This is a genomic window from Leucobacter alluvii (genome assembly GCF_039530485.1).
Taxonomy (GTDB): domain Bacteria; phylum Actinomycetota; class Actinomycetes; order Actinomycetales; family Microbacteriaceae; genus Leucobacter; species Leucobacter alluvii.
Genome location: NZ_BAAAOP010000007.1, coordinates 147,427 through 172,828, shown reverse-complemented (window position 1 = coordinate 172,828; position 25,402 = coordinate 147,427). Strand labels below are relative to the sequence as shown.

The window sequence follows — 25,402 nt, the reverse complement described above, 5'->3', positions numbered from 1 at the left end:
GGCAGGCGTGACTGCAGAGAACATCGCACCCGCGACGACCGCCGACCGCATCGCGGATCATCGCCGCAAGTACCAGGAAGCCGTGGGTGACCGCGATGCAGCCGCCGCGGCGAAGCAGCATGCGCGTGGAAAGATGACCGCGCGCGAGCGTATCGCGGCCCTCCTCGATGCCGGCTCGTTCGTCGAGTTCGACAAGTTCGTCAAGCACCGCTCGCAGGGCTTCGGCATGGAGCAGTCCCACCCGTTCGGCGACTCCGTCGTCACCGGCGCGGGAACGATCCACGGCCGCCAGGTCGTCGTGTACTCGCAGGACTTCACCACCTTCGGCGGATCGCTCGGCGAGGTCGCCGGCGAGAAGATCGTGAAAGCCATGGAGTTCGCGCTGAAGACCGGCGCTCCCGTGCTCGGCATTCTCGATTCCGGTGGCGCGCGCATCCAGGAGGGCGTCGTCGCACTCTCCAAGTACGCGAGCATCTTCCGGCTCAACACCATGTGCTCGGGAGTGATCCCGCAGATCTCCATCGTGATGGGCCCGTCGGCCGGAGGCGCCGTGTACTCCCCCGCGCTCACCGACTTCGTCATCATGGTCGACAAGACGAGCCACATGTTCGTCACCGGCCCCGACGTCATCAAGACCGTCACCGGCGAGGAGGTCGGCTTCGAAGAGCTCGGCGGCGCGCTCACGCACAACAAGACGAGCGGCGTCTCCCACTATCTCGCGAGCGATGAGCACGACGCGCTCGACTACGCCCGTGCGCTCATCAGCTACCTCCCCGACAACAACCTGGCCGAAGCGCCGATCTACGACACCGACACGGCGCTCGAGATCACCGACGCAGACCGTCGGCTCAACACCCTGATCCCCGACAGCGCGAACCAGCCCTACGACATGCAGACGGTCATCAGCGCGATTCTCGACGGCGGCGACTTCCTCGAAGTCCAGCCGCTGTTCGCCCCGAACATGCTCATCGGCTTCGGTCGCGTGGAGGGCCGAACCGTCGGCATCGTCGCGAACCAGCCGAACCAGATGGCGGGCACGCTCAACATCGATGCGAGCGAGAAGGCGGCGCGCTTCGTGCGCTTCTGCGACGCATTCTCCATTCCGATCCTCACGCTCGTCGACGTGCCCGGCTACCTGCCCGGCACCGACCAGGAGTTCCAGGGCGTCATCCGTCGCGGCGCCAAGCTGCTCTACGCCTACGCCGAGGCGACGGTGCCGCTCGTCACCATCATCACGCGCAAAGCCTACGGCGGCGCGTACATCGTGATGGGGTCGAAGCAGATGGGGGCCGACTTCAACATCGCCTGGCCCACCGCCGAGATCGCCGTGATGGGCGGCGCGGGAGCGGTGAACATCCTCTACCGCAAGGAACTCGCAGCGGCCGCCGAACGCGGCGACGACGTCGAGGCGTTGCGCGCCGAGCTCACCGCGAAGTACACCGCCGATGTGACGTCGCCCTTCCTCGCCGCAGAACGCGGCGAGCTCGACAACGTGCTCGAGCCCGCCGGAAGCCGCCTCGCCGTGATCAAGGCCCTGCGCGGGCTTCGCGGCAAGCGCACCGAGCAGCCGGCGAAGAAGCACGGCAACATCCCGCTGTGAGCGGGCCGTCTCCGAGCACGAGCACCGAGAGCGAGCACCACGTGGCCAAGCACGCTGCACCGCCCACCGACGTCGAGACCGACATCGACCGGCCGATCCTGCCCCCTGATGCCTCCGAGCGCGATGCGGCGAAACGAGATGCGGCGCTCGACGACGTGCTCCACGGCGACGACATCCGCTTCGTCACCGGGAAGGTCGACGAGACGGAGCGCGCTGCGGTGATCGCTGTGCTCACGCAGGTGCGGGCTGAGGAGTCCGACCAGGTGAAGCGCGTCGCCCGACGCGACCGTGAGCCCTGGGCGCGCTCCCAGCGCGTACCGGACAGCATCTACGACCTGCTCGCCGACGCCTGACCGTCCGCGAGCCGAGCGGGCGGTTGTAGGGTGACGGGTATGCCGCGAACCGTTGCCGACGCCGAAGGCGAGCTCCGCGCGCTCCTCAGCCGCCGCGTCGCTGTCTCGTACGAACCGCAGGCCCCCCGCACCGACCGGCCGCTCCGGCGGTCGGCGGTGCTGATCCTGTTCGGCGCCCTCGACCGTCGCCCCGCCGAGCACGGCGCCCGCACGGTGCCGCCGGAGCTCGACGTGCTGCTGACTCGCCGCGCCGACAGCATGCGGCATCACGCGGGCCAGATCGCATTTCCGGGCGGAGGCAGTGAGGCTCAGGACCGCGATGCCTCAGAAACTGCCCTTCGGGAGGCCGCGGAGGAGACGGGGATCGACCCATCGGGCGTCGAAGTGCTGGGATCGCTCCAGCCCGTGCACATCCCGGTGAGCAACAATCTCGTCACTCCGGTCGTGGGGTGGTGGCGCCGTGCGAGCGCCGTCGCCGCCGACCATGCGGAGTCGGTGGAGGTGTTCCGAGCTCCCGTCGCCGAGATGCTCGACCCGGCCGCACGCGGCACATCGGTGCTGCAGCAGGGCGCTTCCACGTATCGGGGCGCAGCGTTCGCCCTCGGCCCGCACCTCGGTGGGCACCTCGTGTGGGGGTTCACCGGGATGACCCTCGCGAGCCTCTTCGACGAGCTCGGGTGGGCGGAGCCATGGGACCCCCGGCAGGAGTTCCCGGTCGCCCCGTAGCCGCCGGCCCCGCCGAGCCCGGCTCCCGGTCAGGCGTGCGTCGCCCCGTCCTCCGGGAACGCGGTGGTGGTGTCGCCGAGCTGCACGGCCAGGGCGGTCGCCTGCGCGGCGTCCTCGAGGTTGAGCGCCCTGCGGTACGCCATCTGCACGGTGTCAGCGACGACCGAGCATCCGTGATGCTGCATCACGACGCAGTTGTGATCGCGCAGGGCCTCGGCTGCCGTGTCGGCGAGTTCGTCGGTGCCGTTGTGGTAGAACGGGACGACGGCGATCTCGCCGAGGTAGTAGGCGTGATCGAGGGTGAGCCGACGGATGGGAGTGCCGACGCTGGCCAGCACCACAGCCGTTCGCGGGTGCAGGTGCAGCACGCACTCCGCGTCGGGCCGCGCCAGGTACGCCCGGTGATGCAACTTCCACTCGCTCGACGGGCGCGGCCCGCCAAGCGCTGCGTCCCCCGACACGGAGGCATCGAGCGAGAGCACCGCAAAGTCTGCGGGGGTCAAGCGATCGAGCCAGGTGCCCGACGCGGTGACGACGAATTCCCGATCCGAGATGCGCGCTGAGAGGTTGCCGGCACTCGCGAGCACCAGCCCCCGCCCGACGGCGTCGCGGCCGACTTCGATCAGCTCCTCGACGAGTCGGTCCCGATCCCGCAACTGCTCACTCACTGGTCACTCCTCCGGTCAACGCACGATAGGTGGTCACGGCTTGCTGGTCGCTGAGCGAGGCGACATAGTCGAGGATCGCGCGACTGCGCCCCTGTCGCCGCATGCCGGCGTCGCTCGTGTCGCCCATCAGCAGCTCGGGTCGGTCGCGGCGCACGGCGAACCCCGCCTCGGTGGCCTCGTCGGCCCATTCGAGGAGGCGGCGGGGCGCACGACCGGCGTCATCGGGGTCGGCGAGCCAGGCGTCGAACCCGATGGCGAGCTGCTCGACCATCTTCGCCCGCCCGCGCTGCGGCTGCGCCAGTTCCGGCCGCTCGAGCACGAAATGCGCGTGGACGAATTTGAGCACCATCACCTCGTGCCAGGCCTGCGTGTTGAGTCGCACGTGGCCGCTCCGCACGTGGGGAGACTCCTCGACGACGATCGAGGTCCGCAGGTGGTCGATCCAGCGTCGGGTGAAGTCGGAGACGGATCGCTCGCTGTCGATGCCGCCGTCGTAGGGGGCGGCGAGGAGGGTCTGCCCCACCTCTTCGCTCACTCGGCGCACCGCGGCGCGGAATGCGTCGCGATCCGCGATCCAGCTGTCTTTCGCGTGCAGCCTGCGCCACAGCAGTTCCAGCGAGCGCCCCGGGGTGCGCCACTCCGCCGCCACAGCGTCATCCGCTTCGGTCGCGAGCGCCCCCGCGTGATCGAGCCAGGCGCGGAACTCCCCGGCGACCGACGATTGCTGCAGCACGCCCGCCCGGGTGAAGTCGTCGAGGTCGTGCACGGCGTAGGCGATGTCGTCGGCGAGATCCATCACGGCGCACTCGACCGTCTGCACACCGTCGGCGATGCGCCCGAACGGAGCGAGAGCGGTCTCCATCTCCGCGACGTCGAGCGCGTACACCGAGAATTTCTCGGCACCACCCGCGACATCGACCCCGACGCCGCGGGGTCGATCCGGCGCCGGTCGCGTGCTCGTGGGGACCCCGACCCATGCCCCGCGCGTCCAGGGGTACTTCAGGGTCGCCGCTCGCGTCGCCGCGGTGAGGTTGAGCCCGGGGAAGTCGCGCCCGAGGGTGTCGAGCTGCGTGAGGATGCGGAAGCTCTGGGCATTCCCCTCGAACCCCTCGGCCAGGCCGAGGCGCTCCCGGGCGACACGATCGAGCACGCGTTCGCCGAGGTGCCCGAACGGCGGGTGCCCGAGGTCGTGGGCGTGAGCCGCGGACTGCGCGACGATCGTGTCGCAGCCGCCGAGGCGCGCGATGATCGCCCCGATCGCGTCATCCTCCCCGCGGTTGCCGCGCATGAACTCGGCGTGCTGCGCGGCGCGGCCCGCGAGCTGCGCCGCGATCACCCGCGCCACCGCGCTCACCTTGAGCGAATGCGTGAGCCGGTTGTGCATCACGGGGCCGACCCCCGTCTGGGGCACGACCTGCGTCACATCGGAGAGGCGGGCGAAGTACGACGAGAAGCGGATGCGCTCGAGGTCGACCCGGTACTCCTGCGGTTCGACCGACAGCCCCTCGACGTCGGCGGGCCACTGCGAGTCGGCGATTCCGGCCGGGCGGTGCTGCGACGAGACGTGCTCCACATAGCGCCGGTGTTCGCGCCCGCCCCCCACTCCCTGCATACCCCTTATTCAAGCATGCGCGGCGCCACTACACTGATCGCAACGGCGAAAGGGGTCTTCCATGAGCGATGCAGCCGGATCCTCAGACGTCGCTCCGAACGAGTCCGGGGCATCGGCGACGGGGTCGAACCGCACCCGCGCCGAGAGCATTCCCGGCATCGAGCGGGCGACCGGGCGCGAGTGGAGCGCCTGGGTGACCCTGTTCGAAGCGCAAGGTGCCCCCACGCTGCAGCACCCTGCGATCGCGAAGATCGCTCGCGCAGCGCTGACCGACGAACTGCGCAATCCCGACTGGTGGGCGCAGGCCATCGCCATCGCGTACGAGCAGCACGCCGGCCTGCGCGTGCCGGGGCAGTCGTCCTCGGGAACGTTCCGCGTGAGCGCGAGTCGCACCCTGCCGTTCGATCGGGATGCGGCGATCGAGGCGTGGCGCACGGCGCACGGCTCACGCATCCAACATCTCGGGCACGCGGTGATCGATGCGCGAGCGTCGCGCACCGAGAAGCGCAGTTTCTGGCGGTTCGGCCTCGAGGGCGCGGGCAGGGTTGAGGTGTCGGCGTCTCCGAAGGGCGAGAAGGTGACCCTCGCGATCAGCCAGGACGGCCTCGCGGACGGTGAGCGCATCGAAGTATGGCGCGCTCATTGGAAGTCGCTGCTCGCGGCGCTCTGATCGCACCGCCCAATGGGGAATGAGGGAATGCAGTATGTCTGCTGAACGCATCGGCATCGTGTGGAACCCGTCGAAGGTCGCGGAGCACGAGATCCGTGCCGCCTGGGAAGCGGCGGTCTCCCGCGTGAGCGGGCCAGCACCGGAGGCCCTGTGGTTCGAGACCGATCCGGAAGACGCCGGACTCGGTGCGACCGCATCGGCTCTCGAGCAGGGGTGCGATGTCGTGATCGCCGCCGGCGGAGACGGCACGATCCGAGCGGTGGCGGAGGCACTGGGCGATTCGGGATCATCGAGCGCACAGCTGGGCGTCGTCCCTCTCGGTACCGGCAACCTGCTCGCCCGCAATCTGGGCATCCCGCTCGCGAATCCGCGCGCAGCGTTCGCCCGGGTGCTCACGCAGCATGCGTCTCCCCTCGACCTCGGACGCGTGACGTTCACGAACGCCGCCGGTGTCGAGGAACGACACGGCTTCGTCGTGATGGTGGGATTCGGCATCGACGCGCAGATGATCGTCGAGACGGACGACGAGCTCAAGGCGAAGGCCGGCTGGCTGGCCTACGTGGAGTCGCTCGGCCGAGCGGCGTCGGGTGCGGAGGTCGTGGAGTTCTCGCTCCAGCTCGATGATGCGCCGGCCGAGACGGTCGCCGCGCACACGCTGCTCATCGCCAATTGCGGATCGATTCAGGGCGGCATCACACTCCTTCCGGATGCCCGCCCCGACGACGGCGACCTCGATCTGCTCGTACTGCGCGCCGATGGCGTGGCGGCGTGGCTCGAGACGATGCACAATCTCGTCTGGCACAACGGTCTGAAGCGGATGCTCACGCGATCTGAGACGGCGGAGAGCGCCGACGCGATCGAGCATCTCACGGCCAGATCCGTTTCGGTCGCATTGCCGCTGCCACTCGCCTTCGAGGTCGACGGGGACGAGGTGGGCGAGGTCACGGCGTTCACCGTGGAGATCCTGCCCGGAGCCCTGCGACTGCGCTGAGCGCAGGCGCAGGCGGGAGAGAAACCGGGGGTTCCCAGCTTCTTCACCGGGTTCCCCGGGGGTGCTCCTGGGACGCGCTGCCATGGTTGAGGTCCATCGAACGCAGCGCACGGGCAGCCCCCACCCGCTCCAGGCCCCAGGAGACACTGTGAAGAAGTCCCAGAAAATCCTCATCGGCGTCGGCGCGGGAGTCATCGTGCTGGCCGCGGTCGCGGTCATCGCCGGACCGACGATCTATCGAGACCTGATCGCAGCCCCCGCCGCTGATGCTCCATCTCTGGCGTCGGATGAGGCCGACGGCGGCTCCGGGAACACGGATGATGCGGTCGCGGAGCTCGACCCCCGGTTCCTCGTCGGCGACTGGAACGTCGCAGAAGACTCGGAGGCCGGATACCGCGTGGACGAGGTGCTCAACGGCACCGACGTCACGGTGACCGGGCGCACCGATGACGTGACGGGCTCATTCACCATCGGCGACACCGGGCTCACGCTCGAGGCAGCCGACCTCACCGTCGACGTCGCCACCATCGCGACCGACAACAGCAACCGCGACCAGTACTTCCGCAGCGAGGCGCTGCGGACCGACGAGTTTCCAGAGGCGACGTTCGTGCTGAGCGAGCCGGTGACGCTCGACGGCGCTCCGGCCCTGGGCGATGTCGTGCAGACGGAGGCGACGGGTGAGCTGACCATCGCCGGCGAGACGCAGACCGTCACCGCTGAGATCGAGGTGCGCAGCGACGGAGAGACCGCCGAGATCGCGGGCTCGATCCCCATCACCTTCTCGGACTTCGGCGTCGAAGCACCGAACCTCGGATTCGTGTCGGTGGAAGACAGCGGCGCGGTCGAGTTCCAGCTGACCGCCGTACCAGCGCAGCGGTAGCCGGTGCCGCTGCTCGCCGGCTACCCGTCGGCGAGTTCGCGCGCGGCCTTCGACAGCTTGCGCACGCGCGTCCGGCGACGCCGACGCTCGGGGAGCATCGATCGCATCTCCTCGAGCTTCCCGAAGCAGAGCAGTCGGTCTTCGGCTTCGAGCACGAGGCTCTTGCGAGGATTCGGGATCACCTGCACGCCCCGGTGCAGCGTCAGCACCGTGACGTCGCGATCCCAGAGGCCGAGTTCGCCGAGCGTCTTCCCGACATATTCCGAGCCGTGCATGGTCAGCTCGGCGACCCCGTACGCGGTCGAAACGCTGAGGCGCTGCCGCAGATCGATCTCGGGGAAGTTCACCTGGTTGGCGATGAAGTCGATGATCGCACCGGCGATGTCGAGACCGGTCGCGCTCTCGATCCCCTGCAGGCCAGGCGAGGAGTTGACCTCCATGACGAGCGGTCCCTCGTCGCCCTCGAGCATGTCGACCCCGGCAACGCGCAGACCCATGATCTGCGCCGCGCGCACGGCCGTCTGCTCGTACACCGCGTCGAGCTCGACGGGCTCGACGGTGCCGCCGCGGTGCACGTTCGACCGGAACTCGTCTCCACCCGCGGTGCGCCGCATCGCAGCGACCACGCGATCGCCGATCACGAGAGCGCGCACGTCGCGACCGCGACTCTCCGACACGAAACGCTGGATGAGCACGTTCTGCCTGGTCGAGTGCAGCGTTTCGATGATGGCTTCGGCAACCTTCACCTGCGGGGCGAGAATCACGCCGATCCCCTGCGTGCCCTCGAGCAGTTTGATCACGACCGGCGCGCCGCCGACGCTTTCGATCGCGGGCCGCACGTCCGCACGATTGCGCACGAACGCCGTGGCCGGCATCTCGATGTTGTGGCGGGACAGAATCTGATTCGCCCGCAGCTTGTCCCGCGCATTCGCAATGCCGTTCGAGGTGTTCGGCGTGTACACGTCCATCTGCTCGAACTGCCGCACGACGGCCGTGCCGAAGTAACTGATCGAGCTGCCGATGCGCGGCAGTATGGCGTCGTAGTCGCTGAGCTGCTTGCCGCGGTAGAGGAGGTCGGGCGCCTCGCCCGCGAGGTCGATCGCAAAACGCAGGGTGTTGAGCACGCGCACGGTGTGCCCGCGCTCGAGAGCCGCGGACTGCAGGCGCTGGGTGGAGTACGCCTGCGGGGCGCGCGAAAGAATCGCGAGTTTCATCGTGATTTCCTGCCAAGATAGATGCGTGACCGTACCCGACCATTCAAGCACTCTCACGGGGTGGCGTGAATGGGTGAAGCTCATCGGAATCGGCGTGCCGTGGATCAAAGCGAAGATCGATACCGGAGCCCAGACATCGGCGATGCACGCGACCGAGATCACCGAGTTCGAACGTTCGGGCGCGTCGTGGGTGCGTTTCCTCGTGCAGCCCTGGCAGGTGACGGATGACGACGCGGTCGAGGTGGAGCTGCCGGTGCACGACCGTCGCACCGTGCGCAGCTCGTCGGGGCATGCTCAGCTGCGCCCCGTCGTACTCATGACGATCACGCTCGCCGGCCGCAGGATCAAGGCTGAGGTGACCCTGACCGATCGCGAGGAGATGGGCTTCCGCATGCTCATCGGCCGTGAAGCGCTCCGACAGGGGTTCGTCGTCGATTCGTCGGCCTCATTCCTCGGCGGCAAGCCGCCCCGGGACACTCGACGCCGCAATCGCGGGAAAGCCTGAAGCCGCGGCGCCAGCGCCGGGACTTGCCGCCTGCGAGACCACTACGCTGGTGCCATGGACGCGCATGATGTCGATCTGATCCCTGCCGGCACGGCGTTCTCGCCGGCCGACATCATCCACTACGCCGATCCCGACATGCGGGATCTGGCGCAGGCGATCTCGGACGCCGATGTGCTCGTGACCGCTCCGCATGCCGGCGCCGCGATTCCGGAGGAGCTCGCCGGCTTCCTCTCACCTGACCTCACCCGTCGCCTGCAGTACGACTTCTCGGACATCGCGACAGCGGCCGTGGTCAAGCGGTGGGCCGAGATCGATCCGCGCATCGTCGCCGTCATCAATCCGCATCCGCGGCTCGTGCGCGACCCGAACCGAGTGCAGCCGTCCGATCTGCGCGCCGTCGTGCGGGAAGCCTTCGATCGCGTGCGCGCGGCGGGCCCTCGCCGGGACGTCGACCTCACGGGGGTCGATGCGGTGCGGCCCGTCACCTATTCGTCCTTCCCCATTTTCTCCGCCCCTCGGAGTGACGTCGAACTCGCACGGCTCGTCGAGACGCTCTCGCACGTCGCGTCGCAGGGGCTCGACGTGTACGAGGCCACGCGCGAAGAGCTCACCGATCTCTTCATCACGAAGGTGCTCGCGCAGGGCGGCGCGTTCACGCGTCTGTCGTTCCACGATTCGATGCACGCGCCCATGCGCGCAGACGGCGCCCTCAACGACGATCCGGCGGTGCAGGCCGAGATGCCCGCCGTCGTGGCGCTGTCGAACCACGGCGACGAGGCCGGCGAGCAATGCGGTGCTGCCGATCCCGTGACGATGGCACCCGTCGAGTTGCGACGTCTCGCCGAGGCGCACCGCCGGGAATTCGAGGTCGCCGAGCCGGAAGCCGTGACCCTCAACCGGCCGTACCGCGGCAGTCACGAGATTCTCGACGCCGCCGAGCGCTTCGCCCGCGTCTCCGCCGAGACGGGACCCGCCGACGCTTCATTCGCCGCAGTGCAGGCCGAGTTCTCCCGCGCGTACGTGCTCGGCCCGCGTGCGTTGGAGGAGCTCTCCGAGCCGGGTGAGGCATGGGTGGAGGAGGATCACGAGCGCATCGAGTTCCTCGCGTATGCCTGCAAGCGAGCCTGGGACGCGTTCCGCGACCGGAGCTAGCTCTCTCGCTGCAGGGTGCCGATCTCGGCCCCCGAGCTGTTGAACACCTGGAGCTCGTCGCCCGAGAGCTGCACCTCGCGCACGCCGCGCAGCCAGTCATCGACCCCCGGGCAGGCCATCATCGTCGAGACGAAGCTCTCGATGAGCACGCGATCGCCCTCGACCTTGTACGTGGAACCGATGCCGTTGCACCCGTCCGTGCCCGAGACCTTCCCCGCGTCGTCGAAGGTCAGCGTCGGCTTGCCCTTCTCATCGGAGGTCCACGTGCCCACCACATCTGACTGCGCAACCATCTCGTCGTCCCCCGCTCCCGAATCCGTGCCTGCACCGCCGCCGTTCAGCGCTGCGCATCCCGCCAGAAGCGCGATCGCGCCGGTCATCGCGAAGACGCCGGCAGCCATTCTCATGCGTCGCTTCATCGCTCTCCCCCGCTTCGACCACGTTGCTTCCGTACCTATAGCGGTATCGTAACGACGCGAGATGCGCACTCCATCCGAAATTCTCAAATCGGACGGGCACCTGGGGTTTATAACGAATTGATACACTACCCAGAGGTCTCGCCCCTTGCATGGTGCAAATTATCAGGTTACGTTTACCGAGGCCCCTGGTGTCGGACCAGGGTGCTCGCGCAGGGGTAACGCGCGTGCATCCGACCGACTTCCACGTTAAACCTGCTCCAGTGGCCTCTTTTGACCATTCGAACACATAGGGGAACACACGTGACACAACGTCGCCCACTCGCGCTTGGCGCGGCCGCGGTGCTCGGTTTCGGCAGTCTCTTCATTGCCGCACCGGCAATGGCAGAGGAGACGCCGACCGTTGACACCACTGCTTCGGCAATGGCAGCAGTTACTGAGATCAACAAGGAGACCGCAGGGGACCCTGCGGTGGGTGCGGGGACCTCCACGAACGGCGAGCCCGTCGTTTTCGTGAGCGACGCAGACGCCATCGACGCGGAGGTGCTCAAGAGCATCAGCGCAGAGCACAACGTTGACAAGGTCGTCATCACCGGGGAGATCGAGGCGCAGGCTTCGACCGACATCGTCGGCGGCGCTGGCTACTTCGGCCCCGTGGCCGGCCAGCCGGAAGGCACGGTCGGCACGTGCTCCGTGGGCTTCACCGGCTTTGATCCCCAGGGTAACCCCGCTCTGATCACCGCTGGCCACTGCTCGAGCGACGGTGCGGTCACCGACATCGCGTTCTCCGATCCGTCGAACGACGTCGAGAACCCGGATTCGGTGCAGGACGACGGCAACGGCATCGCCGGCGCCTTCGGCTTCAGCCAGTTCGGCGGCGCGAACAACTCGCCGGGCGCAGAGAACGACCCGACGTCGACCGACATCGCTGTGATCGACATCACCAACGAGGCTCTGGATCTGCTTCCGGCGGTCACCGACTGGACGACCGCAGCGCAGGACGACCTGGCTGCGAGCGCCACTCTGATCAAGAACGTCGGGCTGCCCCAGTCGGGCACCATCTCGAAGTCGGGAGCCACGACCGGGCTGAGCAGCGGCGGAACGCGACTCAACATGCCGGTCCGCTACACCGACGGCTCCACCGGCATCGAGGAGATGGAGATCCTCGACGGCTACATGCAGGTCTCCGGCCGCTTCGTCCACGGCTTCCTCGGCGGGGCACTGACCAGCCCCGGCGACTCGGGCGGTGCGGTGTTCCAGGGCGAGACCGCCGTCGGCGTCGTCAGTGGCGGACCGGAAGAGGTCCCCTCAGGCGCGGACGATTACGCCTGGTACACCCTGCTCCAGCCGGCACTCGGCTTCACCGACGGCTACACCGTCGCACTCGACATCGACGAGCCGGTCGTCAAGACCGACGTCTCCGCCCCCATCAACGGTGGCAGCGACATCGTCGTGACGGTTCCGAGCAACGCCAAGGAGCTCTCCGTCGGCATGGGCAACATGGGTGACACGATCCCCGTTGAGGGCGCCGAGGTGTCGATCCCCGCGCCGAGCGAGCCGGGTGACTACTCGTACACGCTGGTTGCCCAGAACGGCTTCAGCAAGTCCGAGCCCGTTGAACTCAACTTCGAGGTCGTCCTCGGTGCACCGAGCGTCGACGACATCACCTCTGAAGAGTCCGGCGTTACACTGACGGGCACCGGCGTTCCCGGGGCCGAGCTCGACATCACCGTGACCCGCGAGGGTGCGGACCCCGTCTCCCTCACCGCCACGGTGAATGAGGATGGAACCTGGTCGGTACCCACCGAGCTCGAGTACGGCACGTACACCGTTTCCGCAACGCAGACCTTCGAGGATCAGACCTCGGCGGCCGGAACGGGCACCGTGTCCGTGGTTCCTGCAGCCCCGGCAATCACATCGGTGAAGCCGGGTGCTACCTTCGAAGCCGCTGATGCTCCCTCCTCGATCTCCGGCACGGGTATCGAGGGCGCCACGGTCGTTGTGAAGCTCAACGGCGAAGAGGTCGGCACCGCAACCGCAGGTGGCGCGGCATCCGAGTCCGGCGTGTCGGCTGAGGCCGCAGTCGTCGGCGCGGACGGCACCTGGACAATCGATCTCGGTGCTCAGCTCGGTGCAGGCGCTTACACCGTTGAGGCCACGCAGGCGATCAACGGAGCGACCTCGAGCGCAACGAGCCTCGTCTTCAACGTGGCCGCTGCACCTGTCACCCCGGTCGCACCGGTTGACCCGGGCGCACCGGCTGATCCCTCCAACCCGGCTGCCCCGGGTGGACAGGGTGGCACCGGCGGAGCAGAGCTCGTCAACACCGGTACCGGCTTCTCGATGCTGCCCTTCGGGCTCGCAGCACTCGGCATGCTGATCCTCGGCGGCGGCGCGATCGTCTTCACCCAGCGTCGTCTGCAGGCCACCGCCGCGGAGTAATCCGCGCATCGGCTGACGCAGTCGCGCAGCACAGCGGGCCTCGATCTTCGGATCGGGGCCCGCTGTCGTGTTTCCACCCGGCGACCGCACGGCTTCAGGTCAGTGGAAGCACCCATGACGTCTCGCGGGTAGATGACGGCCCGTTACTTCGCGGTTCGCGCCCGGAAGCGGCTCCGCGAGACGATGGGGGCATGAACGACGCAGACTGTGCACCGAGCCCGACTGCCGTCGACCCGTCGGTGCCCCCGTCAACCGAGGCCACTGCCGATCCTGCAGGCGTCCCCTTCGCGGCACTCGATCCTCGCCTCCTCCGCGAGCAGCGCACGAGCCTCAAATGGACGCGTTTCGCCCCGGACGTGCTGCCGCTCTTCGTCGCCGAGATGGATTTCGCGATCGCGCCCGAGATTCAGCGAGCGATGATCGAACGCGTGCAGGCATCCGATCTGGGGTACGTGGACGGCGCAGGCTCGCTTGCTCCGGCATTCACCGCATTCGCCCTGGACCGCTGGGGCTGGCATGTTCCGGACGAGCATGTGCATCTCGCCACCGATGTCGCGACGGCCGTCGTCGAGGCCCTGCGCGTCGGGCGCCCGGCCGGTGGGCGTCTCGCGATCTCGACGCCCACCTACCCCGGGTTCTTCGAAATGCTGGAGGAGGTGCCGTTCGAGGTCGTCGAGGTGCCGCTCACGAGAGATGCAGGCGCGGGGACCGGTGCCCCAGGCCGCGCCACGAGCGGCTCGGCCGTGCTCGCCCCGCCGGTGCGTCTCGACCTCGCGGCGATCGAGCACGCCTTCGCAAGCGACCCTGGGATCGACGCCTTCATCCTCTGCAACCCGCACAACCCCCACGGCCTCGTGCATACGCAGGCGGACCTGGCCGAGCTCGCTCGTCTCGCCGCCGCGTATGACGTGTTCGTGGTCTCCGATGAGATTCATGCCCCGCTGACCTTCCCCGGCGCGCGCTTCACCCCGTTCGCTCCGCTCGCGGCCGAGGCTGGAGCACTCTCCGTCTCGACCCTCTCGGCGAGCAAGGGCTGGAATCTCGCGGGCGCGAAGTGCGCGGTGCTCGTCGCCGCCGATGCGTCCGCCAACGAGCTGCTTCGCCGGCTGCCTCCTGAAACCGTCACGCGTGTGAGCATTCTGGGGTTGCACGCGAACGCGGCCGCATTCACCGCGGGGCGAGAGTGGCTCGATCGCGCCATCGCACAGGTCCAGGCGAATGTCGCGCTGCTGACGGACCTCGTCTCACGGCGCCTCCCCGGCGTGCGTCTCGTCGCCCCCGAAGCGGGGTACCTCGTCTGGCTCGATCTGCGGGGGGCCGGGCTGGGTTCGGACCCGTACAGCCGGATCCTGCACGACGCTCGCGTCGCCCTGAACGACGGCGCCGCTTTCGGTGCTGGTGGGGCCGGTTACGCCCGCATCAACGTGGCGTGCGCGCCGCAGACCATCCATGCGGCGGTGGATCGCATCGCGTCGATCCTGCCGCCCTTCGACGGCGGGGCCTCACCGGAGACCCGCTCGCCCAATCTCGATCTGGAGGAATCCCGATGAGTGAATCAGCCAACGACACCGCCCAGCCGGTCACGGATTGGGAGGGCTACTCCTTCGACACGCGGCAGGTGCACGCCGGGGAGTACCCCGACCGCAACACCGGTCTTCGCGTGCCCCCCATCGCCATGTCCGCAGGGTACGTCTTCGACGACTTCGACGATCAGGTCGACCGGTTCGCCGGACGATCGATCGACCCCATCTATTCGCGCCAGGGGAACCCGACGAATGCGGTTGCCGAGGAGCGCCTCGCGTCGCTCGAGGGCGGAACGGGTTCGGTGGCCGTCTCGAGCGGGCAGGCAGCCATCTCTTCTGCGCTCTTCGCGCTGGCGCAGCACGGCGACCACATCGTCTCGACGGCGTCCATCTACGGCGGCACACGCATCCTGTTCGGGCGCAGTTTCAAACGGTTCGGCATCGAATTCGATTACGTCTGGGACGCGGATGACGACGCGGAATGGGAGCGCGCGATCAGGCCGACCACGAAGGCGATCTTCACGGAGACGATTCCGAACCCGCGCAACGACGTCACCGACCTTCGACGCATCGCGGAGATCGCGGCCCGCTACAACCTGCCGGTGGTCGTCGACAACACGGTCGGCACGCCAGCGCTCATCCGCCCGTTCGAGCACGGTGCCGACATCGTCGTGCACTCGACCACCAAGTTCCTCACCGGGCACGGCGCCGCCGTCGGCGGTGCCGTGGTCGACGGGGGCCGCTTCGACTGGGCGGCGGCCGAACGGGCTGGGCGCGCGTACCCGCTCATCACGGCCGCGCCCCGGCCGGGTCTCGGGTCCATGCTCGACCGGTTCGGCACGGGCGCGTATGCACGCGCCGTTCGCGAAGCCGTCGTGAACGACATCGGCCCCTCTCTGTCGCCCTTCAACGGCTTCCTGCTCCACCAGGGCATGGAGACGCTGTCGCTGCGCATGGAGCGGCACGTCGACTCGTCGCTCTCCATCGCCGCGTGGCTCGAGCAGCAGCCGGAGGTCGAGTCGGTCGACTACGCCGGTCTCCCCTCGAACGCATTGCACGGGCTCGCGCTGCGAGACTACGACGGCCGCACCGGCTCCGTCTTCGGGGTCGCCGTGCGCGGCGGCATCGACGGTGCCCGCGCGTTCGTCAACGGTCTGCGCGTCTTCTCGCGCATGACGGGCATCGGCGACACCCGGTCCATGGTGATCCATCCGCTGTCCTCGACCCACGCGACGTTCCCGCAGGAGATCAATGATCGGCTGGGCATCACTCCGGGTCTGCTGCGCCTCTCGATCGGTCTCGAAGCGGTCGACGACTTGAAGCGCGACCTTCGCGCCGGGCTGGATCGCGTCGCCGCACTCGCGACGCCCGCGGTCTCTCTCGCGGGCTGATCGTCACACGCCGAGTTCGGCGCGCGCCGCGGCGAGCGCTTCGTCCGTGGCGGCGTAACGGTGCTCGGGCGCCGGGAACGCGCCGGAGCGCACGTCGGCCGCGTACGCCTCGATGGCGGCGGCGGAATCATCGCCGATGCTGGCGTACCGTTTGACGAACTTCGCGGCCCGACCCTCGGTGATGCCGAGCAGGTCGTGCGCCACGAGCACCTGGCCGTCGGCGTCGCCGGCCCCGATGCCGATGATCGGGATGCTCAGATGCTCCCGCAGGAGCGCCGTGATCTCCGCCGGCACCGCCTCGATCACCAGGCAGAACGCTCCGGCCTCCTGCACGCCGCGCGCCTCGCGCACGAGTCGCGTCGCGGTCGCCTCGGTGCGCCCCTGAGCGCGGAGCCCCCCGAGGGCCGTCGCCGTCTGCGGGGTCAGGCCCAGGTGGGCGACCACGGGGATGCCTGCGGCGACGATCGCGCGAATCCGACTCAAGCGCGGCTCAGAGCCGCCCTCGAGCTTGACAGCGTCAGCTCCGGCCTCCTTCACGAACCGCACGGCCGTGTCGACGGCCTGCGCGTCGGAGACCTCGGTCGAGCCGAATGGAACGTCGCAGACGAGGAACGCCGTTTCGGTGCCGCGACGCACCGCTCGTGCGAGCACCAGCATCTCGTCGGTGGTCACCGGCACGGTCGAGCCGTACCCGAGTACCACCTGAGCCGCAGAATCGCCGACGAGCACCATGTCGACCCCGGCACGCTCCGCAGCGCGCGCTCCCGGGAAGTCGTAGGCGGTCACCATCACGATCGGCTCGCCGGCCGCGCGCTTCTGTGCGAGCGCGGGAATCGTCACCTGTGGCATGTCAGTGCTCCTCGATCACATCGGGCGGGGTCAGCAGGGTGTTGTCGATGAGCCTCACCGCACCGACTCGTGCCGCGATCGCGCAGAGCACGGGCCCGGCGATCTCTGCGACGGGCACGAACGAGTCGGCGTCGACGAACGCCACGTACTCGGGGGCGATGCCGCCGGCGGTGAGCACGGCGACGACTCGCGCGTGCACGTGCTCGACCCGAGTCTCCCCCAGCGCGAACGCCGTTTCGGCTGCTTCGAGCGCGCGCGGGATCGCTGCGGCCTGCGCTCGTTCCTCGGCGCTGAGGCGCACATTGCGGCTCGACATCGCCAGGCCGTCGGCGTCGCGCACCGTCGGGCAAGCGACGATCTCGGTGGGGATGCTCAGATCGGCGACCATGCGGCGCACCACCATCACCTGCTGAGCGTCCTTCTGCCCGAAGTAGGCGGTGTCGGCGTCGACGGCCAGCAGCAGCTTCGCCACGACGGTCGCGACGCCGTCGAAGTGCTCGGGCCCTCGGCCCGCGGCTTCGAGCGTCTGCGTCAGCGGTCCGCCCACATGCACGGTCGTCGCGAAGCCGTCCGGGTACAGCTCGGACGGCTCCGGCGCGAAGAGGATGTCGACTCTGGCGGCCTCGGCGAGTGCCGCGTCCGCGGCCTCCTGACGCGGGTACCGCTCGAGGTCGGAGAGTTCCGTGAACTGCTTCGGGTTGACGAAGATCGACATCACGACGAGATCGCTGCCGTGCTGAGCGGCGCGCACGAGCGAGAGGTGACCGTCGTGCAGCGCCCCCATGGTCGGAACGAGCCCGACACGGGTGACTCCGTCCGTGCGCGCCAGTCGCACCGCTGCACGCGCTCCGCTCACGCTGCGTACGATCTTCATTCGGCCTCCTACGCCGGCGCAGCGGGCTGATCAAGCAGTCGCCGGCTCGCGTCCACCATCGCATCGTACAGGGCGACACTCGCCGGATCGCGCTCCCCGATCGCCGCGCGTTGCAGCGCAAGCGTCTCGTTGTCGCCGCGGACGACCGGGCCGGTGAGCGCTTCCGCTGGCCCGAGTCGCGCCCAGTTCGCCAGCGACCGTTCGGCGAGCGGGATCAGCGCTTCCCGCGGGACGCCGGCCGTCGCCGCAACCCGCTCCGCAGTCGCCGCGAGCACGACGAGGAAATTCGCCGCGATCGAGGCGGACGCATGATACGCCGCGCGATCCTCGTCGCGCACGCGGAACACTCGCAACCCGAGCAGGCGAGCGACCTCGGCCGCGGCGTCGACAGCGCGCTCCGTCGATCCGTCGATCGCCGCCCACGCCCCTTCGAATCGCGTGCGCGAACCTGCAGCTGCGAGCAACGGGTGCACGCTGCAGGCTTCATGCCCGACCAGAGGTGCGAGCGTCGTGATCCCAGACAGGTGGCCGACGATCGGCCCCGGCGCGATCATCGCCGATGCTTCGGCGATCGCAGCATCCGGAACGGCGAGGAGCACGAGATCTGCACCCGCCCCGTCGGCGCCTCGACCGCCGATCGGAAGCATCGCGGCTCCGGCCGCTCGCAGGGCGCCATCGATCGCTCGGCCCATGCGGCCACCGCCGACGACCTGAATGCGCATCGCCGCCTACAGCTCGAGACCGTACAGGTTCGGCTCGGGGGCCAGGATCACCCCGAACTCCTGCTGCACCCGCTGCACGACGAAGCGCGCGAGCTCGGCGACGTCGCCCGCACTCGCCCCGCCCTGATTCGTGATCGCGAGGGTGTGCTTCGACGATATCGCGGCACCGGATCCCGGCAGCCGGAACCCCCGCCGCACCCCGGCACGATCGATGAGCCAAGCGGCCGAGAGCTTCACCATGCGCTCCGGCGGCGGCGGCGGAACGCGCACCGGCAGCCCGGCCTCGAGCTCGGCGAACGTCGTGATCGCGTCTTCGGGCTCGGGCACCGGCTGCGGAAACCTCGGAGCGCTCTCCGGCAGCTCGCGCGCGAAATGCTCGGAGACGATCGGGTTGGTGAAGAAGGAGCCGCAACTCCAGGTGTCGTGATCAGCGGCGTCGAGCACCATCCCCTTCGATGCCCGCAGCCGCAGCACGGAATCGCGCAGATCCCGGATCGGCACGCGTTCGCCGAGTTCGACGCCGAGCGCACTCGCGAGCTGCTCGTAAGCGATGGGCTCGGAGAGCACCTCTGGTGCCGCGTGCGCTCGCCGGCCCGGGGATTCCTCCCCCACGCTCAACACGATGTCGATCGACAGAACGACGCCTTCGAGCCCCTGCTTGATCGCCGAGTCGCGATAGGCCAGGCCGAGCGCGTCGGCCGGGATCCGGCGGGCGTGCCCGCGCTCGCGGTCGAGGAACTCGATCGAGTGGAGCACGTCCGAGAGCTCCTGGCCGTACGCTCCGATGTTCTGCACCGGCGCGGCTCCCGCCAGACCGGGGATGCCCGAGAGAGCCTCGACGCCAGACCAGCCGTTGTCGACGCAGGCGGCGACCAGGTGGTCCCAGTCGTGCCCGGCCTGCACGCGCAACCGGATCTTGCCTTCGGGGAGCGCGTCGTCCGCGACGGGTGCGATCCCGTTCGTGCGCACGAGCAGCACGGTCCCGGCAAAGCCGTCATCATGCATCACCGTGTTCGAGCCGCCGCCGAGCAGCATCCACGGCTCATCCGTATCCCAGAGGCCCTGCGCATAGGCGACGAGCTCATCAACGGCGTGCGCCACGAGCACGCGCTCTGCCGGCCCGCCCACGCGCATCGTCGTGAGCTCCGAGAACGGGGTGCCGTCACCCGCGGGCTCCGGTCCGATCTCGGGAAGCATCACGCGAACGCCGCCACGAGCTGCGCCTTGCCGAGCACGGTCGCCCCGTCGAACGTCACCCGGAGGTCGATCCGCGCGGTGCGCGCATCGGCGTCCACCGCGCCGACCGTCGCGGTCACCGTGACACGGGCGCCGTCGACGGCATCCACGGGCACGGGACGAGTGAATCGGGACTGGAAGTCGCGCACGCTACCGCTCGTGCCGAGCCAATCGGTCGCGACCGACCCCGCGATCCCCATGGTCAGCATGCCGTGCGCCAGCACGCCGGGAAGTCCGACCGAGACCGCGATGTCGTCGCGGTAATGGATCGGGTTGAAATCTCCCGAGGCTCCCGCGTAGCGGACCAGGCGATCACGCGTCAGCTCGAACTCTCGCTCGGCGACGACGTCGCCGGTCGACAGGGATGCGAAATCAGGCGCGGTCATGCGGTCCCCTCCTCAGCAGCACGTACGACGAGCGTCGAGGTCGCCGTGACCACGTGCTCACCCGCAGCATCGACGACATCGCTCGATGCAGTCACCATCGAGTGGCCGCCGAGCTGCTTCACGGCGGCGATCGTCAACGTCGCGGTCAATTCATCTCCGGCGACGATGGGCCGCGTGTAGGTGAACCGCTGGTCGCCGTGGACGACGCGCGAGAAGTCGACACCGGCTGCATCATCGGCGAGGAGCTGGGCGAGCGTCGCCTCCTGCACCACGACCGCGAAGGTCGGCGGTGCGACGACATCGGCGTACCCGGCAGCACGAGCCGCCTCTGCATCATGGTGCAGCGGCGACGCACTGCACACGGCGCGCGCGAACTCGCGCACCTTCTCGCGCCCCACGAGATAGGGAGCGGTCGACGGATACACCCGGCCTGCGATCTCTGGATTCACCACGGTGCAAGTGTACCGAGCGGTGCATCTGACGCGCATACAGGCTGATTCCGGTAACGAATCACGAAAAGGTTTGTGCCATATATCCAAGGCTCCGCCCCGGCCCTCGAATAGGCTGTACCTCATGTCGCGCATCCGTAAAGTGCTCATCGCCAACCGCGGTGAGATCGCCGTCCGTATCATTCGAGCTGCTGCTGACAGCGGAATCGCTTCGGTGGCGGTGTACGCGGATCAAGATCGGGACGCGATGCACGCGCAGCTCGCCGACGAAGCGTACGCGCTGGGCGGCACCACGAGCAGCGAGACGTACCTCGTCATCGAGAAGATCCTCGGCATCGCACGGCGTTCCGGCGCCGATGCGGTGCATCCCGGATACGGCTTCCTCGCAGAGAACGCCGATTTCGCGCGCGCCGTCATGGATGCGGGCATGACCTGGATCGGGCCGGGCCCCGACGCGATCGAGCGTCTCGGCGACAAGGTCTCGGCACGCCACGTCGCGGAGAAGGTCGGCGCACCGCTCGCCGCCGGCACGAGCGACCCGGTGCAGAACGCCGACGAGGTGCTCGCCTTCGCCGACGAGGTCGGTCTCCCGATCGCGATCAAGGCGGCGTTCGGCGGAGGCGGCCGTGGTCTGAAGGTCGCATACGAACGAGACGAGGTCGCAGAGCTCTTCGAGTCGGCGACCCGTGAAGCCGTGGCCGCCTTCGGTCGCGGCGAATGCTTCGTCGAGAAGTACCTCGAGAAGCCGCGCCACGTCGAGACGCAGTGCCTCGCCGATCAGCACGGCAACGTCGTCGTTGTCTCCACCCGCGACTGCTCGCTGCAGCGTCGGCACCAGAAGCTCGTCGAAGAGGCGCCCGCCCCGTTCCTCACCGATGACCAGAACACCCAGCTCTACGCGGCGTCGAAGGCGATCCTCGCGGAGGTCGGGTACGTCGGCGCGGGTACCTGCGAGTTCCTCGTCGCGAAAGACGGTACGGTCTCCTTCCTCGAGGTCAATACGCGCCTCCAGGTCGAGCATCCCGTTTCCGAAGAGGTCACCGGGATCGACCTCGTGCGCGAGCAGTTCCGCATCGCAGAGGGCGGCACCATCGACTACGCCGACCCCGAACCCCGCGGCCATTCCTTCGAGTTCCGGCTGAACGGGGAGGATCCCGGGAACGGATTCCTCCCCGCCCCCGGGCCGGTCGCACTGTTCAAGCCGGCCGCCGGGCCGGGCGTGCGCATCGACACGGGCGTCGCGTCGGGCGACGTCGTCTCCGGCGCCTTCGATTCGATGCTGGGCAAGCTGATCGTCACCGGCGCGACCCGCGAGGAAGCGCTGGAGCGCTCTCGCCGCGCGCTCGACGAATTCGAGATCCAGGGCCTGCCAACGGTGCTGCCGTTCCACCGCAAGATCGTGCGCGATCCCGCGTTCACCGCGCCCGACGGCACGTTCGGTGTCTACACCCTCTGGATCGAGCGCGAGTTCGAGAACGACATCGAGCCCTGGGAGGGCGAGGTGCCCCCGATCGGTCAGGACGCGAAGCGCCGCAGCGTCACCGTCGAGGTCGAGGGCCGCCGTGTCGAGGTCACGATGCCCGCCACGCTGCTGCCCCTCGTCGACCAGGAGGTCACCCGCGGGCCCGCACCCCGCCGCGCCAAGGGAGCCGGCATCGCCGCTTCGGCCGGCGACGGCGTCGCTGCGCCGATGCAGGCCACCGTCGTGAAGGTGACCGTCGCAGACGGCCAGGAGGTCGCAGAGGGCGATCTGCTCCTCGTTCTCGAGGCCATGAAGATGGAGCAGTCGATCTACGCGCACCGTTCGGGCGTCGTCGCGGGCGTCGATGCGCCGGTCGGCCAGACGGTCTCGAACGGGCACCTGCTGCTGTCGATCATCGACCCGGCCTGAGTTCAGCTGACGGCGTACGCCTGAGGCCGCCGCCATGGAATAGGCGCTGATCGAGCGGGGTTGCACTCACCATGACTGCAACCCCGCTTTCGATTCTGGATCTGGCGACTGTCGAAGCGGACGGTACGATCGCCGACGCATTCCGGCACTCCGTCGACGTCGCACGACTGGCGGAAGCCAGCGGATACCGCCGCATCTGGTACGCCGAGCATCACAACATGCCGTCCATCGCTTCGAGCGCGACGTCCGTGCTGATCGCCCACATCGCGTCGCAGACCGCGTCGATCGGCCTCGGCGCGGGCGGCGTCATGCTCCCGAATCACTCCCCGCTCGTCATCGCCGAGCAGTTCGGCACGCTCGCCGAGCTCCACCCCGGGCGCATTCATCTCGGCCTCGGTCGCGCCCCCGGAACGGACGGTGCGACATTCCGCGCGCTCCGCCGCACCTACGAGGCGGCGGAGAGCTTTCCGAGCGACGTCGCGGAGCTGCAGCGGTACCTCTCGGACGAGCTGCCGCGCAATGCGGTGAACGCATACCCCGGGCGCGGAACGCGGGTGCCGTTGACGATCCTCGGATCCAGCCTGTTCGGCGCGAGTCTTGCCGCGCAGTACGGCCTCCCCTACTCGTTCGCGTCGCACTTCGCGCCGCAGGCGCTGAAAGCGGCCATCGAGCACTACCGCTCCCAGTACGTGCCCAGCGAGGCCCACCCCGAACCCTACGCGAGCGCGGGCATCAACGTGGTGGCGGCCGACACTGACACCGCAGCGGAATCCCTGTTCGCGCGGGCCGAGGTCGATCGTGTGCGGCGCTTCCTGTCGCGCGGCCGTGAACGCGAGCTCACCTTCGACGAGGCGTCGCAGCTGATCGAGACGCCCGCCGGGCGGGAGATCCGCGGCATGATGCAGTACACCGCCATCGGCGGCCCCACTCGCGTGCACGAGGAACTCGAAGCGTTCGCGAAATTCGCCGATGTCGATGAACTCGTCACGGTGCACATCGCGCCGACCCGGGCCGAGCAGCTCGAATCCGTGCGCATCGCCGCAATCGCGTCGCAGGCCTAGGCCGGTCGGCTCGACTCGGTTCTCCCGAGCCGCCCGCACCGCCCGCTCCTCCCGCTCCGCCCGATTCGTCCGAGCCACCCGCTCCGTCCGATCCTCCCGCTCCATCCGAGCCGGGTCACTTGGGGAGTGTGTCCCCCGTCGACCTGGCGCAACACACTCCCCAAGTGACCCGGCTGCGGTGGGGATTGCCGCGGAGCCGCGGAGGCGCGGAAGCGCGGAGGCACAGCAGCGCTGCCGATCGGCGGCCCGGCCTCACTCCGCCGCGGCGCTCGACTCCTCGATGCGCTCGTCGATGCGCCCCAGCATGCTGCGGAGCGCGAAGACGATGGTGCCGAAGCCGGACTCGGTCTCGGCCCGCTCGAACACGTCGCCGACATCCTGCACTGCGGCGGCGTACGTCTCCCGCGCCTCGTCGACGTCCACGTCCGTGTTCCACGCGCGGATGTACTCGGCGAGTGCGCTCAGCGCTCGACCGAGCGAATCGATCGCCTCGTCGGGAATCGTCACCGCCACGGGCTGATGCCAGATCGCACCCCCGAGCGCGTCTGAGATATCGGCGAGCCTGAGCCCGACGTAGCGCAGCGCCTCGATATCGGCGTCATCGCTCGACGCGTCGAACCGCCGCCACAGGTTGCGCGGATTGCCGCGACCGCTCTCCTTCGCCTCCCGCACCATCTCCTCCGCGTCGTCGACGGAGCGCTGACGACGGCGGGCGTCGTCGAGCCAGTCGGCGCGATCCGGCGGCCACGCCGTCGTGAGCACCGTTGCGAGGTCTTTCGCGGCGGCAGCGAAATCGCTCTTCAAGTCGGCGATGCGCGATCGGGCGTATCCGTACATGAGCGGCGGGATGAACACGAGGTTGACGACGGTGCCGACGAACAAGCCGATCCCGAACTGCGCGACGTACCCCGCGACGTAGGAGTCGGGGTCGCCCGCGCCGATGATCACGACGAACACCGCGGCGATAGCGACGTACGATCGGCCCTCGCCCAGCTTGCGCACGCCCGCGATGAGCATGCCGAGGCCGGCGGCGACTGGCGCGCGCACGTACCAGGGACTGCCGGTCGCGACGAGCACCCATCCGATGCCCAACCCGATGACGATGCCGGTGATGAGTTCGACGCTCGTGCGCACCGAGCTCACGATGGTCGGCGCCACCCCGAGCAGCGCGCCCAGCGGGGCGTAGTACGCGTACTCGTTCAGTTCGCCCGGGAGCACCCGCCCGATCAGCCAGGCGGCTGTCACCCCGATCGCGGCTTTGAGCGCGAGGAGGAGGCGAAAGCGCGTGAAGATCGGTCGCGCGGTGTTCAGCCCGCGGCGCAGCACGACCGCCACGCGCGAGGTCTCGGTTCGCTCACCATTCGGCACAGGATGAGCATGCCCGGGCGTGGGCGGTCGCAGACACCCCCTTGGTCACCGTGGACGGACGTGCTAGCCCCCGTTCCGCCGTCATGCTCCCGTCGTCAGTCCTCCCGCAGACGTCGCAGCCGCTCCTCCGCTCGCGAGACGCGGTCGCCCTCGTCCATCTCCCACCATGCGGTGCCGCGTTCTCCGAGCCCCTCCTTGGCGAGCTGCACGCGGTCCCTGAGGGCGGCGCGCCCTGCGTCGTCGGGGGCGGTGCGAATGCGTGAGCGCGCGCTGCCCAGTTCCGACTTCAGCGGCGCTGTGAGGCGTTCGGGCAGTGCCGGATCCATGGCTCGCCATCGGCGTCCGCCGACGATGATGTGCCGACCGTCTGGGGTGCGCTCGGGTCCGCTGGTTGCGTTCATGGTTTCGATGCGGGATCGCGTG

General features: G+C 68.9%; 25 protein-coding genes. 13 read left to right on the top strand and 12 right to left on the bottom strand.

The genetic code is table 11. From position 1 onward, the window contains the following. The first annotated feature begins 7 nt into the window (after window positions 1-7). Genes ABFX18_RS10320 through ABFX18_RS10310 form a run of 3 tightly spaced genes read left to right on the top strand, consistent with a single transcriptional unit; the run spans window position 8 to window position 2,679 of the window. Entirely contained in the window at window positions 8-1,600 is a 1,593-nt protein-coding gene (locus ABFX18_RS10320) for a carboxyl transferase domain-containing protein (RefSeq protein WP_090152492.1), read from the top strand. After that, window positions 1,597-1,953 carry an acyl-CoA carboxylase epsilon subunit gene (locus ABFX18_RS10315; protein WP_336661804.1) on the top strand — a complete coding sequence of 119 codons (357 nt, stop codon included), beginning with the start codon at window positions 1,597-1,599 and terminating at the stop codon, window positions 1,951-1,953. Before ABFX18_RS10320 ends, ABFX18_RS10315 begins: the two co-directional genes overlap by 4 nt. 39 nt (window positions 1,954-1,992) lie before the next feature. Further along, on the top strand, window positions 1,993-2,679 hold the full coding sequence (locus ABFX18_RS10310) for an NUDIX hydrolase (RefSeq protein ID WP_346058264.1): 687 nt from the start codon (window positions 1,993-1,995) through the stop codon (window positions 2,677-2,679). 29 nt (window positions 2,680-2,708) lie between these two features. Here ABFX18_RS10310 and ABFX18_RS10305 read toward each other — a convergent pair whose 3' ends face one another. Both ABFX18_RS10305 and ABFX18_RS10300 read right to left on the bottom strand, forming a co-directional pair. After that, a complete protein-coding gene (locus ABFX18_RS10305) occupies window positions 2,709-3,347 on the bottom strand; it encodes a class II aldolase/adducin family protein (protein ID WP_346058263.1) in 639 nt (212 codons plus the stop codon). Further along, on the bottom strand, window positions 3,340-4,959 hold the full coding sequence (locus tag ABFX18_RS10300) for a deoxyguanosinetriphosphate triphosphohydrolase family protein (RefSeq protein ID WP_346058262.1): 1,620 nt from the start codon (window positions 4,957-4,959) through the stop codon (window positions 3,340-3,342). Before ABFX18_RS10300 ends, ABFX18_RS10305 begins: the two co-directional genes overlap by 8 nt. 61 nt (window positions 4,960-5,020) lie before the next feature. On the opposite strand from ABFX18_RS10300, the gene ABFX18_RS10295 reads away from it, so the two are divergent. The 3 genes from ABFX18_RS10295 to ABFX18_RS10285 all read left to right on the top strand — a co-directional run bounded on the left by ABFX18_RS10295 (window position 5,021) and on the right by ABFX18_RS10285 (window position 7,500). Continuing rightward, entirely contained in the window at window positions 5,021-5,629 is a 609-nt protein-coding gene (locus tag ABFX18_RS10295; RefSeq protein WP_346058261.1) for a hypothetical protein, read from the top strand. Between the two features lie 34 nt (window positions 5,630-5,663). Then, window positions 5,664-6,620, top strand: coding sequence for a diacylglycerol/lipid kinase family protein (locus ABFX18_RS10290; RefSeq protein ID WP_346058260.1), 957 nt, complete (start codon window positions 5,664-5,666; stop codon window positions 6,618-6,620). Between the two features lie 148 nt (window positions 6,621-6,768). Further along, window positions 6,769-7,500: a YceI family protein gene (locus tag ABFX18_RS10285; protein WP_200332252.1), complete on the top strand. Its 732-nt coding sequence runs from the start codon at window positions 6,769-6,771 to the stop codon at window positions 7,498-7,500. A gap of 20 nt (window positions 7,501-7,520) precedes the next feature. On the opposite strand, the gene ABFX18_RS10280 is transcribed toward ABFX18_RS10285, so the two are convergent. After that, window positions 7,521-8,714: a RimK family alpha-L-glutamate ligase gene (locus ABFX18_RS10280; protein ID WP_090152235.1), complete on the bottom strand. Its 1,194-nt coding sequence runs from the start codon at window positions 8,712-8,714 to the stop codon at window positions 7,521-7,523. A 25-nt stretch (window positions 8,715-8,739) separates the two neighbouring features. Between ABFX18_RS10280 and ABFX18_RS10275 the strand changes: the two genes are divergently transcribed. Both ABFX18_RS10275 and ABFX18_RS10270 read left to right on the top strand, forming a co-directional pair. Then, a complete protein-coding gene (locus ABFX18_RS10275) occupies window positions 8,740-9,219 on the top strand; it encodes a putative ATP-dependent zinc protease (protein ID WP_090152239.1) in 480 nt (159 codons plus the stop codon). 54 nt (window positions 9,220-9,273) lie between these two features. Continuing rightward, entirely contained in the window at window positions 9,274-10,371 is a 1,098-nt protein-coding gene (locus ABFX18_RS10270) for an N-formylglutamate amidohydrolase (protein ID WP_346058259.1), read from the top strand. Here the strand turns inward: ABFX18_RS10270 and ABFX18_RS10265 are convergent. Next, window positions 10,368-10,778 (bottom strand): META domain-containing protein, encoded by a 411-nt coding sequence (locus tag ABFX18_RS10265; RefSeq protein ID WP_176698400.1) that lies wholly within the window; start codon window positions 10,776-10,778, stop codon window positions 10,368-10,370. The two genes, ABFX18_RS10270 and ABFX18_RS10265, sit on opposite strands and share 4 nt — an antisense overlap. A gap of 432 nt (window positions 10,779-11,210) precedes the next feature. Between ABFX18_RS10265 and ABFX18_RS10260 the strand changes: the two genes are divergently transcribed. From ABFX18_RS10260 to ABFX18_RS10250, 3 genes are all read left to right on the top strand, one after another. After that, window positions 11,211-13,229, top strand: coding sequence for a trypsin-like serine protease (locus tag ABFX18_RS10260; RefSeq protein WP_346058258.1), 2,019 nt, complete (start codon window positions 11,211-11,213; stop codon window positions 13,227-13,229). A gap of 191 nt (window positions 13,230-13,420) precedes the next feature. Further along, window positions 13,421-14,779 (top strand): MalY/PatB family protein, encoded by a 1,359-nt coding sequence (locus ABFX18_RS10255; RefSeq protein WP_346058257.1) that lies wholly within the window; start codon window positions 13,421-13,423, stop codon window positions 14,777-14,779. Further along, on the top strand, window positions 14,776-16,143 hold the full coding sequence (locus ABFX18_RS10250) for an aminotransferase class I/II-fold pyridoxal phosphate-dependent enzyme (protein ID WP_090152262.1): 1,368 nt from the start codon (window positions 14,776-14,778) through the stop codon (window positions 16,141-16,143). Before ABFX18_RS10255 ends, ABFX18_RS10250 begins: the two co-directional genes overlap by 4 nt. Before the next feature lie 3 nt (window positions 16,144-16,146). On the opposite strand, the gene panB is transcribed toward ABFX18_RS10250, so the two are convergent. Genes panB through ABFX18_RS10220 form a run of 6 tightly spaced genes read right to left on the bottom strand, consistent with a single transcriptional unit; the run spans window position 16,147 to window position 20,662 of the window. Then, a complete protein-coding gene (panB, locus tag ABFX18_RS10245) occupies window positions 16,147-16,992 on the bottom strand; it encodes a 3-methyl-2-oxobutanoate hydroxymethyltransferase (protein ID WP_346058256.1) in 846 nt (281 codons plus the stop codon). Window position 16,993: 1 nt separating this feature from the next. Then, window positions 16,994-17,866 carry a pantoate--beta-alanine ligase gene (panC, locus tag ABFX18_RS10240; protein ID WP_346058255.1) on the bottom strand — a complete coding sequence of 291 codons (873 nt, stop codon included), beginning with the start codon at window positions 17,864-17,866 and terminating at the stop codon, window positions 16,994-16,996. Window positions 17,867-17,874: 8 nt separating this feature from the next. Next, on the bottom strand, window positions 17,875-18,588 hold the full coding sequence (locus ABFX18_RS10235; RefSeq protein ID WP_346058254.1) for a DUF2520 domain-containing protein: 714 nt from the start codon (window positions 18,586-18,588) through the stop codon (window positions 17,875-17,877). A 6-nt stretch (window positions 18,589-18,594) separates the two neighbouring features. Then, window positions 18,595-19,785 carry a UDP-N-acetylmuramate dehydrogenase gene (locus tag ABFX18_RS10230; RefSeq protein ID WP_090152278.1) on the bottom strand — a complete coding sequence of 397 codons (1,191 nt, stop codon included), beginning with the start codon at window positions 19,783-19,785 and terminating at the stop codon, window positions 18,595-18,597. Then, the gene (locus tag ABFX18_RS10225) at window positions 19,785-20,210 is read right to left on the bottom strand and encodes a MaoC/PaaZ C-terminal domain-containing protein (protein WP_200332234.1); all 426 of its coding nucleotides are present in this window, start codon (window positions 20,208-20,210) and stop codon (window positions 19,785-19,787) included. Before ABFX18_RS10225 ends, ABFX18_RS10230 begins: the two co-directional genes overlap by 1 nt. Further along, entirely contained in the window at window positions 20,207-20,662 is a 456-nt protein-coding gene (locus ABFX18_RS10220) for an FAS1-like dehydratase domain-containing protein (protein ID WP_346058253.1), read from the bottom strand. Before ABFX18_RS10220 ends, ABFX18_RS10225 begins: the two co-directional genes overlap by 4 nt. A gap of 121 nt (window positions 20,663-20,783) precedes the next feature. Here ABFX18_RS10220 and ABFX18_RS10215 point away from each other — a divergent pair, with 121 nt between their 5' ends. Further along, window positions 20,784-22,550, top strand: a complete 1,767-nt coding sequence (locus ABFX18_RS10215) for an acetyl/propionyl/methylcrotonyl-CoA carboxylase subunit alpha (protein WP_346058252.1) — start codon at window positions 20,784-20,786, stop codon at window positions 22,548-22,550. A gap of 71 nt (window positions 22,551-22,621) precedes the next feature. Then, complete coding sequence (locus ABFX18_RS10210; RefSeq protein ID WP_200332230.1) at window positions 22,622-23,611, top strand: LLM class flavin-dependent oxidoreductase; 990 nt, start codon at window positions 22,622-22,624, stop codon at window positions 23,609-23,611. A 252-nt stretch (window positions 23,612-23,863) separates the two neighbouring features. On the opposite strand, the gene ABFX18_RS10205 is transcribed toward ABFX18_RS10210, so the two are convergent. Both ABFX18_RS10205 and ABFX18_RS10200 read right to left on the bottom strand, forming a co-directional pair. Beyond that, the gene (locus ABFX18_RS10205) at window positions 23,864-24,979 is read right to left on the bottom strand and encodes an FUSC family protein (RefSeq protein ID WP_346058251.1); all 1,116 of its coding nucleotides are present in this window, start codon (window positions 24,977-24,979) and stop codon (window positions 23,864-23,866) included. A gap of 95 nt (window positions 24,980-25,074) precedes the next feature. Then, window positions 25,075-25,380 (bottom strand): biopolymer transporter Tol, encoded by a 306-nt coding sequence (locus tag ABFX18_RS10200; protein WP_346058250.1) that lies wholly within the window; start codon window positions 25,378-25,380, stop codon window positions 25,075-25,077. Between the last annotated feature and the right edge of the window lie 22 nt (window positions 25,381-25,402).